Source organism: Streptomyces sp. NPDC002640 (assembly GCF_053592575.1).
On sequence record NZ_JBSFVZ010000022.1, the window covers coordinates 1 to 11,913 of the forward strand.

Consider the following 11,913-nt stretch of genomic DNA (forward strand, 5'->3'; position numbering starts at 1 on the left):
GAACCCCGGGTGATCGAGGGAGTGATCCTCCCGCCCGGCACGGCCGTGCCGTCGGCCGGTGCCCGCCCCTCCCTTTCGTTCCGGATCCACGGGGGCTCAGGAGGAGGCCAGGACCGCCTCCGCGTCGAGGGTGACGGCCACCGCCTGGAGGACAGCGGCGATCTTGGTCGCCTCCTGCACCACCTCGCGGGAGACGCCCGCCTCCCGCAGCTTGTGCTCGTGCGCGTCCAGGCAGGCGCCGCAGGCGTTCACCGCGGAGACCGCGAACGCCCACAGCTCGAAGTCCGCCCGGTCCACGCCCGGGTCGCCGAGCACGTTCATCCGCAGCCCGGCGCGCAGCGACCCGTACTCGGGGTCGGAGAGCAGGTGGCGGGTGCGGTAGAAGACGTTGTTCATCGCCATGATGGCCGCCGCCGTCTTCGCCGCGCGGTACGCCTCCGGCTTCAGGTTCTCCCGGGCCTCAGGCTCCAGCTCCCGCAGGACCAGGGGGGAGCGGGTGGCGATGGCGCAGGCCAGCACCGTCCCCCACAGCGCCTGCGAGGGCAGCAGGGAGTTCCCGATCACCGTGCCCAGATTGAGCCGGAGGTCCTTCGCGTAGTCCGGTATGGCCGACTTCAGTTCCGCGAGCGCCATCGGTCACGCACCCGCCAGCAGGGTGGCCGCGTCCAGGGTGGCGTCGCCCTTGTTCCAGTTGCAGGGGCAGAGCTCGTCGGTCTGCAGCGCGTCGAGCACCCGCAGCACCTCCTGCGGGTTCCGGCCCACCGAGCCGGCCGTCACCATCGTGAACTGGATGTCGTTGTTGGGGTCGACGACGAAGACCGCCCGCTGGGCGTAGCCGTCCTCGTCCTCGATGCCGAGCGCCCGCATCAGCTCGTGCCGCGGGTCGGCCAGCAGCGGGAAGGGCAGCTCGCGCAGGTCCGGGTGGTCCTTGCGCCAGGCGTGGTGGACGAACTCCGAGTCGCCGGAGAAGCCGAGGACCACGGCGTCACGGTCGGTGAACTCGTCGTTCAGCCGGGCGAAGGCGGCGATCTCGGTGGGGCAGACGAAGGTGAAGTCCTTCGGGTAGGAGAAGACGACCTTCCACTGGCCCTCGTGGGTCTTGTGGTCGATCCGCTGGAACTCCCTGCCCTTCTCCAGCGAGACGCAGGCGGTGAGTTCGAATTCCGGGAACTTGTCACCGACAGTGAGCACGGGCTCTCCCTTGCAGGGGGGTGGACGTTCTCCGTGATCGTGGCACAGAGGGGGGTGTTTCCGGAAATACGCCAACTCGTGACTTTCGGGGCGGGGGAGAGGCGTGGGGGCGGTGTGACGGAACCGGCCGCCGGCCGGTCACATGCGCGTTCGACGGCGGGAGTTGGGCATTGCCCCCGCAGGGCGACGTGCCAGGCAGGTGTGCGAGGACGTTGTCCGGTCTCCGGTCTCCGGTCTCCGGTCTCCGGTCTCCGGCGTCCGGTCTCCGGCGTCCGGTCTCCGGCGTCCGGGGCGAGCCCCGGGCGGGGCCGGGCCGCGCGGGTCACTCCCCGCGCGGCCGGCCCCGCCGGGGCATCGGGCCGGCACCCCTCGGCAGCCGGCCCGCCTCGCCCAGCGCGCGGCGCAGCAGGAACTCGATCTGCGCGTTGGTGGAGCGCAGTTCCTCCCCCGCCCACCGGGCCAGCGCGTCGTGCACCAGCGGATCCAGCCGCAGCAGGACCTGCTTGCGCTCCGCGGTGCGCCGGCGCCGCGCGGGGGGTTCCGCGTTCGGCGCCGGCGCGGGGTTCTCGTCGTCCTCGCTCACTGGTACAGCGTTCCCGTGTTGAGGACCGGCTGCACCGAGCCGTGTCCGCAGAGGACCACCATCAGGTTGGAGACCATCGCGGCCTTGCGCTCCTCGTCCAGCTCCACGATGTCCTGCTCGGCGATCCGCTCGAGCGCCGACTCGACCATGCCGACCGCCCCGTCGACGATCTGGCGCCGGGCGGCGACCACCGCGCCGGCCTGCTGGCGCTGGAGCATCGCGGAGGCGATCTCCGGGGCGTAGGCGAGGTGGGTGAAGCGGGACTCGATGATCTGGACGCCCGCCGCCTCGACCCGCGCGTGCAGTTCCACGGCCAGCTTCTCGGTGATCTCCTCGGCGTTGCCGCGCAGCGACAGCTCGTCCTCGCCGTGCGCGTCGTAGGGGTACTCGATCGCGATGTGCCGGACGGCCGCCTCGGTCTGGGTGGAGACGAACTCCAGGAAGTCGTCGACCTCGAACTTGGCCTGCGCGGTGTCCTCCACCCGCCAGACGACCACGGCGGCCAGCTCGATCGGGTTGCCGTAGGCGTCGTTGACCTTGAGGATCGCGGTCTCGTGGTTGCGGACCCGGGTGGAGATGCGGGAGCGGGTGGTGAGCGGGTTCACCCAGCGCAGGCCGTCCTCGCGGACCGTGCCCCGGTAGCGGCCGAAGAGCTGGACCACACGGGCCTCGCCCGGCGCGACCATGTTGAGCCCCGCCATCGCGGCCAGCGAGAGCAGCGCCAGCAGCACCGCGCCCACGATCAGGGCGGCCGCCGCCCCGCCGGAGGCCCGGGTGGCGCCCAGGTAACCGAGGCCGACCGCGACCAGCACGCCGAGCAGCCCGAGCAGCAGCGCCAGGCCGCCGCCGACGGAGCGGGCCGGGAACTCCCGGACGCTCGGACGCGGCATCTCCGGCACGTCGGCCGTGCCGGCCGGGGAGGAGGGCGGAGTGGGAGGGGTGGCAGGACTGGAAGGACTGGACACAGGAGGCCCCCGTTTCGTGTGGCGATGAGGTCGAACCTTAGCTTCGACCTAGCTAAGTGATATCACTTTTTCGGCGTCGTGCAACCCTTCGCGGCGCGTTCCCGGGCAACCCTTTGACCTCGTGGGACGTCCGATGCGGTAGGAGCTCGAAGTTTGGGGTGCTGATTCTCACGTCCGTAAAAGACCGGATCGACCCCTGTTTGTCACAGGGTGCGGTGTTAACTTTCGGGACTGGCCGCGCATCCGGGTGACGTCCGGGGTGCGGGAGTACGAACGACACGAAGCGGGGCGAAAGAGGACCATGGGGCGAGCTGACCTACGGCGTGCGCGCCGCCCACGGGGCATACGCAGGTTCTTCACCTGGCGGAAGCTGCTCGGCACGTTCCTCGGGATCTGCCTGCTCGGCATCGGCTCCTTCATCGCGCTGTACGTCATCGTGGACGTGCCGGACGAGGGCAACGCCCTGGCGCAGAGCGAGAGCAACGTCTACCGCTACAGCGACGGCAGCGTCCTCGCCCGCCGGGGCGAGGTGAACCGGGAGATCGTCGAACTCGACCAGGTGCCGCAGGACGTCCAGAAGACCTTCGTCGCGGCGGAGAACAAGACCTTCTACAAGGACCCCGGCGTCGACATCAAGGGCACCGCCCGCGGCCTGTTCAACACCCTGCGCGGTGAGGGCAAGCAGGGCGGGTCGACGATCACCCAGCAGTACGTGAAGAACTACTACCTCACCCAGGAGCAGACCGTGACCCGCAAGATGCGGGAAGTGGTCATCGCCCTGAAGGTGGACCGGCAGATGACCAAGGACGAGATCCTCGCCGGGTACATCAACACCAGCTACTACGGCCGCGGCGCCTACGGCATCCAGGCCGCCGCCCAGGCGTACTACCACACCGACGCCGAGAAGCTCACCGTCGAGCAGGGCGCCTACCTGGCGGCCCTCCTGCAGGCCCCCAACCAGTACGACTGGGCGATCGCCTCCGAGACCGGCAAGCGGCTCGCGAAGGAGCGCTGGGGTTACGCGCTCGACAACATGGTCGAGATGAAGTGGCTGGGCGCCTCCGAGCGCGCCGGCATGGAGTTCCCGGTGCCCAAGGAGCCGCGTCCCGCGGCCGGGCTCCAGGGCCAGGCCGGCTACCTGGTGCAGCTCGCCAACAAGGAGCTCCAGCAGCAGCTGATGGACGTCGAGGGCATCTCCGCCGCCGAGGCGGAGGCCAAGGTGGAGGGCCAGGGCTGGGACCTCACCCTCAACATCGACAAGAAGAAGCAGAAGGCGCTGGAGGCGTCCGTCGAGGAGCAGCTCACCAGCAAGCTCGACCCCGAGAAGCGGAAGGTCGACGGCAGGGTGCAGGCGGGCGCGGTGTCCGTGGACCCGGAGACCGGGCGGATCGTGGCGCTCTACGGCGGCCAGGACTACCTGAAGCACTACTTCAGCAACGCGACCCGCGCCGACTACCAGCCCGCCTCCACCTTCAAGCCGCTCGTCTTCGCGGCGGCGCTGGAGGAGGGCGCGACCACCCAGGACGGGCGGCCGATCAACGCCGGCACCATCTACGACGGCACCAGCGAGCGGCCCGTCGTCGGCAGCGCCATCCCCTTCGCCCCGCCCAACCAGGACGACGTGAACTACGGCGACATCCCTGTGCAGACCGCGATGAACAGGTCGGTCAACTCGGTGTTCGCGCAGATGGGCGTGGACGTGGGGATGCGCGACGTGCTGGAGACGGCCGAGCGGGTCGGCATGGACACCGGTGAGGACGATCCGGATCCCGCCAACTCGCTGGGCACCATGACCTCCAGCCCGCTGGAGATGGCGAGCGCCTACGCCACGCTCGCCAACCACGGCGTCCAGGTCACCCCGACCCTGGTCAAGAAGGCCGAGAAGGACAACACCGAGGTCGAGATGCCCGACGCGATCGGTGAGCAGGCCGTCAGCCGGAACACCGCCGACACGGTCACCTCGGTGCTGACCGGCGTGGTCGACGACGGAACCGCCCGCACCTCGGTGCGCGACAACCCGGCACGGGCCGGGCAGCAGGTGGCGGGCAAGACCGGCACCTCCGACAACAACAAGTCGGCGTGGTTCGTCGGCTACACCCCGGACCTGGTGACCGCCGTCGGCATGTTCGGCGAGGACACCGAGGCCAACACGCAGGCCTCGCTCACCGGCGCGACGGGTCTCCTGCCCGGCAAGGGCCGCGTCAACGGCGGTGGCTACCCGGCGCAGATCTGGGCCGACTACACCTTCGGCGTGACCGACGGCAGCGCCCGGTTCGACCTGCGGACCGACCAGGGCGCCGCGGTGACCCCGACGCCCACCGAGACGCCGTCGCCGACGCCGACGGAGGAGCCCTCCTCCCCGACGCCGAGCGAGACGCCCACCCAGTCGCCCAGCGAGACCCCGACCGAGACGCCCACCGAGACGGTGTCGCCGTCGCTGCCGGGCCGTCCGTCCGAGGAGGAGACCACCACGGACCCGAGGCCGGGCCGGCCCGGTGACGACGGGGACCCGGTCCTGGAGGACGAGGACGGCTTCCTCCGGTAGCCGCCGACCTCCGCCGACCCTCCGCACGGAACGGGGAAGGGGCCGTACCGCCGACATCGGCGGTACGGCCCCTTCCCCGTCGAGGTCTCGAGCGTCGTGCGCCGGGTGTCGTCAGGGGTGGTTGAGCTCGAACCAGACGGCCTTGCCGGTGGAGAGCCGGGTGGCGCCCCAGCGGCGGGCCAGCCGGTTCACCAGGTAGAGGCCGCGGCCGCCCTCGTCGGTGGCCCGGGCCTGCCGCAGCCGGGGCAGCTGCGGCACGTCGTCGACGACCTCGCACCGCAGCACGTCGGTGCGCAGCAGCCGCAGCGTGATCGGCCGCGTCGAGTACCGCACCGCGTTGGTGACGACCTCGCTGACCAGGAGCTGCACCGCGTCGGTGAGGCCCTCCAGGCCCCAGTCCTCCAGCGCCGTGCGTGCCAGCCGCCGCGCCCGGCCGGGCGCCGCGTTCTCCGGGTACAGCTCCCAGGACGCCACGTCGCTCGGCGCGATGCCGTCGAACCGCGCCGCGAGCAGCGCGATGTCGTCGTCGCGGTCGCCCGGGCCCAGCATGTCCAGCACCTCGTCGCAGAGCGCCTCCAGCGGCGGGGAGTGGTCCGGGCCGGTGAGCCGGGCCGTCGCCTCCAGCCGGTCCTTCAGCTGCTCTATGCCCGTCCACACGTCCCGCAGCCGCGACTCGACCAGGCCGTCGGTGTAGAGCAGCAGCGTCGCGCCCGCCGGGGCGTCCAGCTCCACGGCCTCGAAGTCGACGCCGCCGACGCCGATCGGCGCGCCCGCCGGAACCTCCAGCACCTCGGCGTGGCCGCCCAGGTGCAGCAGCACCGGCGGCGGGTGCCCGGCGTTGGCGACGGTGATCCGGTGCGCGACCGGGTCGTACACCGCGTAGAGGCAGGTCGCCATCCGGTCGCTGCCCAGCCGCTGCGCCTGCTCGTCGAGGTGGTGCAGCACCTCCTGCGGCGGCAGGTCGAGGCCGGCCAGGGTCTGCGCCGTCGTGCGGAGCTGGCCCATGATCGCCGCCGAGGTCATCGAGTGACCCATCACGTCGCCGACCACCAGGGCGACCCGGCTCCCGGGCAGCGGGATGGCGTCGTACCAGTCGCCGCCCACCCGCGCGGTCTGGGCGGCCGGCAGGTAGCGGGAGGCCAGCCGCACGCCGGTGGGGCGCGGCAGGGTCTCCGGGAGCATGGTGCGCTGGAGCTCGTCGGCGATGTACGCCTCGCGGCCGTAGAGCACCGCCTTGTCGATGCCCAGCGCGCTGTGCGTGGCGAGCTGCGCGGCCACCAGCAGGTCGTCGCCCTCGAACGGGACGCGGTCCGGGCCGCGCAGGAAGACCGCCGCGCCGATCACCCGGCGGCGGCCGCGCAGCGGGGCCAGGATGGCGTGCTGGCCGGTGGCCACCGAGGTGTCGGCGCCCTCGCCGAGCAGGTCGGCCAGGGCCTCCCGGGCGGCCGGCGCGTCGCAGAAGACCGGGCGGACGCCGCGCAGCACCTCGTCCAGCGGACCGCCCGGCCGCACCTCCGCGGGCGACGCCTCACCGGTGGTCAGCGCGGGCAGCGGCGGCAGCGGATCGGGGGCGCCGGACATCCGGTCCGGCGGGATGCGGTCGGTGCGCCGCAGCTGCAGCATCACGGGGCCCGCCGGGCGCTCGTCGCCGACCGGCAGCGGGTCGCGCAGGTGGACCAGGATGGCGTCGGCGAAGGCCGGGACCGTGGCCCGGCACAGGCCCATGACGATCTCGTCCAGGTCCATGCCCCGGGCGATGCGCCGGGTGGCGGCCCCGATGAACCGCAGCCGCTCGCCGTCACGCCGCATCGGCACCGGTCCGGAGGCCGGCCCGGCCGCCCGCCCGCTGCGGCGGTCCTTGCCGCCGGGCGCGCCCGGCACACCGGCCGTCGTCCTGCCCGGCGGGGTCTTCGCGGCCGACGGGGTTTTCGCGGCCGCGGACGTCTTCGCCGCGGGAGCGGTCTTCACGGCGGGCGCGGAGCGGCCGTTGCCCCGGCCGCCCTTGCCCTTGCCGCCGGACGCCTGCTTCGCGGCCCGCCGCCGCGGCGGCTTGGGCTGCGCGGGGATGGAGTCGGGCGCGGGACGAGGACGCGGGGCGTCGGACGGGTCGGCCCCCGCGTCCGGCTGACTGTGCTCGGAGCGCGGGCCGGAGGGCGCCGGGCGCCGCTCGCGCGGCGCCGCGGACCGGGCCGTGCCGGACCGCCCCGCGGCCGCGCCGGGGTCGGCGTCGGGACGCACGGAGGCCGGGGTGTCGGGTGTGGGGTGCTCCGTCACGCGTGTCGAATCCATCCGTCCGGGGCCGCCAAAGGCCAATCCCGTGCTCGCCGGCGCTCGCCGGCGCTGCCCTCGCGAACCTTCCTCCTTCTGTTCCGGTTACATCGGCGCACCGCGCTGACGAGACGTCAAGCCTCTTGCGCCGAGCCGCCGTTGCCGACCGAAGCGCGTACCGGAGGACGATCCTACGGTTCGGTTCCCAGGGCACATCAAGGGTCTCACGAGGAGAGGTGCGCGGGCGTGCGGTCCCAGTCATCGGGCAGGGACGGGAGCGGCCACGACGGATCCGGCCGCCAGTCCTCCCAGCCGTCCGAGAACGGCGTGCCCCAGGCGCGCACCACGTCCACCGCCCGCCGTCCGGCCTCGCGGACCCGCGCGGCGGTCTCCGCGTCCATCAGCCCCACCCGCTGGGCCTCGGCGAACTCGTCCTCGTCCCGCCAGCCCCAGCTGCGGTCCGGGTTCACCACGACGTCCAGGAAGTGGTCCTCGGAGTCCACGCCGCCCGCCCAACGGGCCAGCGGCTCCTCCAGGTTGACGTACCAGTTCTTGAACCGCCAGCCGGGTTCCCAGAACAGCCACACCGACCACGGCCGCCCGGGCTGCGCCAGCTTCAGCACCCCGGTGCCGAACCAGGCGCCCCGGCGCACGGCGCGGGGCTTGGTGTAGCGGGACTCCAGCGGTTCCTGGTGCGGGAGGGTGCCGTCGGCCAGCACCGGTCTGACGCACTCGGTGCCGGGCGCCAGCCAGACCGCCAGCAGATCGGCGTCGTCGCGGACCACGGTGACGGGGCGGCAGATGTGCAGGTGCGGCCCGCCGTTCTCCCGGTACCGCCACAGGATCCGGCTGCCGGGGGCCCAGTACTCCGTCGCCCCGCTTCCGCCCCGCCGTGCCGCTCCGCAGTCTGCTGTCATGGGGTGATCCTAGGCGGCGCCCCGCCGGAACCGCTGCGGTACGGATCACGCGCGGCACGGCGGCGGAACGGCACCGGCCGCCCGCGGCCACCGGGGCGGGCGGCGGCGGGCGGCCGTTGCTCGGCCGGGGCGCGGGTGGTGCTTGTCCCGCGCGGCTCTCGCGCGGCGCCCGCGCGGCGCGGCCCGGGCGGCGGTGCCGGGCCACGGCCGGGGGCTACGGCCGGGTCATGCGCAGCACGTCCAGCGCCTCGTCCAGCTGCTCCAGCGTGAGGTCGCCGCGGTCCACGTAACCGGACTCCAGGACCACCTCACGGATGGTCCTCCGCTCCGCCAGCGCCCGCTTGGCCACCTTGGCCGCCTCCTCGTACCCGATGTACCGGTTGAGCGGCGTCACCACCGACGGCGAGGACTCGGCGTACTCCAGCGCGCGCTCGCGGTGGGCGACGATTCCGTCCACCGTGCGGTCGGCCAGCAGCCGGGAGGCGCCGGCGAGCAGCCGCACCGACTCCAGCACGTTCTTGGCGATCACCGGCAGCATCACGTTGAGCTCGAAGTTGCCGGCCGCGCCCGCCCAGGCCACCGTGGCGTCGTTGCCGACCACCTGCGCGGCCACCATCAGCACCGCCTCCGGCACCACCGGGTTGACCTTCCCCGGCATGATCGAGGAGCCGGGCTGGAGGTCGGGCAGGCTGATCTCCGCGAGGCCGGTGCGCGGCCCGGAGGACATCCAGCGCAGGTCGTTGCAGATCTTGGTGAGGCCGACCGCGATCGTGCGCAGCTGACCGCTGGTCTCCACCACGCCGTCGCGGGCGCTCTGCGCCTCGAAGTGGTTGCGCGCCTCGGTGAGCGGCAGCCCGGTGTCCCGCGCCACCTCCGCGATCACCGCCGCCGAGAAGCCCGGCGGGGTGTTGATCCCGGTGCCGACCGCCGTTCCGCCCAGCGGCAGTTCGGCCAGCCGCGGCAGCGAGGCCAGCAGCCGCTCCACGCCGTACCGGACCTGCGCCGCGTAGCCGCCGAACTCCTGGCCCAGGGTCACCGGGGTGGCGTCCATCAGGTGGGTGCGGCCCGCCTTCACCGCGTCGGCGAACTCCTCCGCCTTCCGCTCCAGGGCCTCCGCCAGGTGGCGCAGCGCCGGGATCAGGTCGCGGGTGACCGCCGCGGTGGCCGCGATGTGCAGCGAGGAGGGGAAGACGTCGTTGGAGGACTGGGAGGCGTTCACGTGGTCGTTGGGGTGGACGTCCCGGCCGAGCCGCTCGGTCGCCAGGGTGGCGAGCACCTCGTTCATGTTCATGTTGGAGGAGGTCCCGGAGCCGGTCTGGAACACGTCCACCGGGAAGTGCTCGTCCCACCGGCCCTCGGCGACCTCGGCCGCCGCCGACCGGATCGCCTCCGCGACGCCGGGATCCAGCACGCCGAGTTCGGCGTTCACCTTGGCGGCCGCGCCCTTGATCCGGGCCAGGGCTTCGATGTGGGCCCGCTCGAGGCGCTGTCCCGACAGCGGGAAGTTCTCCACCGCGCGCTGGGTCTGCGCCCGCCACCTGGCGGTGGCCGGAACCCGCACCTCGCCCATCGAATCGTGCTCCACGCGCCACTGTCCGGCCCCGTCCCGGGCGTCCTGCCCGGGCCCGTCGGCCGCGACTTCCCGTTCCGTCCCGCTCGTCATCGTCGTCCCTCTCCTCGTCCGGACCGCTGCCCGGCCCGGCGCCGGGCGGTCCGCCCTACGTCCCCCTCAACCGCTTGACCGGTTCGCGCTCTTCCCAACCCCGCCTACTCGCCAGTACACACCCAAGGGGACATCCGAACGGGACATCGGACCATTCAGGAGGCGCCGTGCACCACGCAGGACTCACGCCCGGACGGGGCGGCGGCACGAGCAGATCCGGCCGACCGGCCTTCCGGAGGGCGGCCGCCCTCGTCGCGGTGACCGCCACCGCGCTGCTGGGGCTCGCGGCCCCCGGAGCGGGCGCCGCCCCGGACGCGCGGGACGGACAGCGGGTGACGGCCGCGTCCACCCCGCTGCCGGCCCCGCTGGAGGCGGTGCGGGCGGCCGAGGCGGTCAAGCTGTACGGCGACCCCGCCGAACGGCCCCTCGACCAGCGCAAGACCTCGCTGATCTCGCTGGGCGACAGCGAGATCTCCGGCGAGGGCGTCGGCAACTACGAGTCGCCCACCGACGGCCCGGACAACTGGTGCCACCGCTCCAAGGACGCGGCGATCCACCGCACGGGCATTCCGGCCGACGTCACGTACAACGTGTCCTGCTCCGGCGCGAGCACCGTCAACGTGCGGATCGGCGGCTCCGCGCAGTACGCCGACGAGCTGGTCCAGAGCGACAGCCTGGCCGTGAAGGCGCGCAACACCAGGATCAAGATGATCACGCTGGTGGTGGGCGCCAACGACGACCTGCAGTTCGGGCCGGTGGTCACCGACTGCACCCTCGACTGGTTCCTGCTCCAGGGCCCCTGCTCACCCGAGCTGGAGGCCGGCTGGCAGGCCCGCATCGACGGCCTGGTGCCCAAGGTCACCGCCACGGTGAACGACCTCAGGACCGTGATGCGCGGCGCCGGCTACGCGGACGGCGCCTACAAGCTGGTCGTGATGGGCTACCCCAGCCCGGGCGGGCCCGACATCCACGACAACCCGAACTTCCCCGGCAAGCTGGCCGGCGGCTGCACCCTCGCCGACGAGGACCTGGCCTGGGCGCGGAACGAGGCGGTGCCGTCGTTCGAACGCGGCATCCGGGAGGCGGCGCGGCTCAGCGGCGCCCACTACCTCGACAACTCGCGGCTGTTCCACGGCCACGAGGTCTGCATGGACGACACCTGGGTCCGCGGCCTGACCGTGGCCGCCAACCCGTTCCCGCCGGACGAGAACGCCGTCCGGCAGTCCTTCCACCCCAACTACCGCGGCCACACGGCGTTCGCCGAGTGCTTCCGGCAGTTCTACGCCTCCGCCTCGCGTGAGGGCAGCTGCGCCGACCCGGCGGGCACGGCCGGGGTGCAGGTGATCGACGGCGCCTGGGACGACAAGTTCCGCCCGCTGCGCAACGAGGCCACCGGCACCTGCGTGGACGCGGACGGCGAGTCCACCGCCAACGACACCGCCGCCCAGGGGTACGCCTGCCACGGCGGGCGCAACCAGGACTGGTGGTACGACGGCACCCGCAGGACCCTGCACTCCGCGCTCTCCCACGACCGGTGCCTCGACGTCCGCGGGGGCTCCCTCACGGCCGGAGCGCGGCTGGTGCTGTGGGACTGCCACGGCAACGCCAACCAGCAGTTCGTCCGGCAGGGCGCGACCCTGCGTCCCGCCTCGTCCACCGGGCTGTGCGTGACGCTGCCCTCGGCCACCGCCGGCCTGGTGCTGCGGGCCTGCACCGGGGCGGCCGACCAGCGGTTCGCGTGAGCCGTGCCGGGGTGACCGGCGGCGCCGGGGTGGCCGGCG

The 11,913-nt window shown here is 73.2% G+C and carries 9 protein-coding genes; 2 read left to right on the forward strand and 7 right to left on the reverse strand.

Annotated features, from left to right (window positions below):
• Positions 1-96: 96 nt before the first annotated feature.
• The 4 genes from ACWD3O_RS25635 to ACWD3O_RS25650 form a co-directional block, all read right to left on the reverse strand.
• Positions 97-633: a carboxymuconolactone decarboxylase family protein gene (locus tag ACWD3O_RS25635; RefSeq protein WP_451417513.1), complete on the reverse strand. Its 537-nt coding sequence runs from the start codon at positions 631-633 to the stop codon at positions 97-99.
• Between the two features lie 3 nt (positions 634-636).
• Positions 637-1,191 (reverse strand): peroxiredoxin, encoded by a 555-nt coding sequence (locus tag ACWD3O_RS25640; protein ID WP_451412898.1) that lies wholly within the window; start codon positions 1,189-1,191, stop codon positions 637-639.
• A gap of 322 nt (positions 1,192-1,513) precedes the next feature.
• On the reverse strand, positions 1,514-1,774 hold the full coding sequence (locus ACWD3O_RS25645) for a hypothetical protein (protein WP_451412897.1): 261 nt from the start codon (positions 1,772-1,774) through the stop codon (positions 1,514-1,516).
• Positions 1,771-2,664, reverse strand: a complete 894-nt coding sequence (locus tag ACWD3O_RS25650; RefSeq protein ID WP_451412896.1) for an SPFH domain-containing protein — start codon at positions 2,662-2,664, stop codon at positions 1,771-1,773. Before ACWD3O_RS25650 ends, ACWD3O_RS25645 begins: the two co-directional genes overlap by 4 nt.
• A gap of 376 nt (positions 2,665-3,040) precedes the next feature.
• Here ACWD3O_RS25650 and ACWD3O_RS25655 point away from each other — a divergent pair, with 376 nt between their 5' ends.
• The gene (locus tag ACWD3O_RS25655; RefSeq protein ID WP_451417514.1) at positions 3,041-5,284 is read left to right on the forward strand and encodes a transglycosylase domain-containing protein; all 2,244 of its coding nucleotides are present in this window, start codon (positions 3,041-3,043) and stop codon (positions 5,282-5,284) included.
• A gap of 111 nt (positions 5,285-5,395) precedes the next feature.
• Here the strand turns inward: ACWD3O_RS25655 and ACWD3O_RS25660 are convergent, their stop codons facing one another.
• From ACWD3O_RS25660 to ACWD3O_RS25670, 3 genes are all read right to left on the reverse strand, one after another.
• Positions 5,396-7,573 (reverse strand): SpoIIE family protein phosphatase, encoded by a 2,178-nt coding sequence (locus tag ACWD3O_RS25660; RefSeq protein ID WP_451412894.1) that lies wholly within the window; start codon positions 7,571-7,573, stop codon positions 5,396-5,398.
• A 203-nt stretch (positions 7,574-7,776) separates the two neighbouring features.
• Entirely contained in the window at positions 7,777-8,469 is a 693-nt protein-coding gene (gene fomD, locus ACWD3O_RS25665) for a cytidylyl-2-hydroxypropylphosphonate hydrolase (protein WP_451412893.1), read from the reverse strand.
• Between the two features lie 214 nt (positions 8,470-8,683).
• Positions 8,684-10,132, reverse strand: a complete 1,449-nt coding sequence (locus ACWD3O_RS25670; protein ID WP_451412892.1) for a class II fumarate hydratase — start codon at positions 10,130-10,132, stop codon at positions 8,684-8,686.
• Positions 10,133-10,389: 257 nt separating this feature from the next.
• Here ACWD3O_RS25670 and ACWD3O_RS25675 point away from each other — a divergent pair, with 257 nt between their 5' ends.
• Positions 10,390-11,874 carry a ricin-type beta-trefoil lectin domain protein gene (locus ACWD3O_RS25675; protein WP_451412891.1) on the forward strand — a complete coding sequence of 495 codons (1,485 nt, stop codon included), beginning with the start codon at positions 10,390-10,392 and terminating at the stop codon, positions 11,872-11,874.
• The last annotated feature ends 39 nt before the right edge of the window (positions 11,875-11,913 follow it).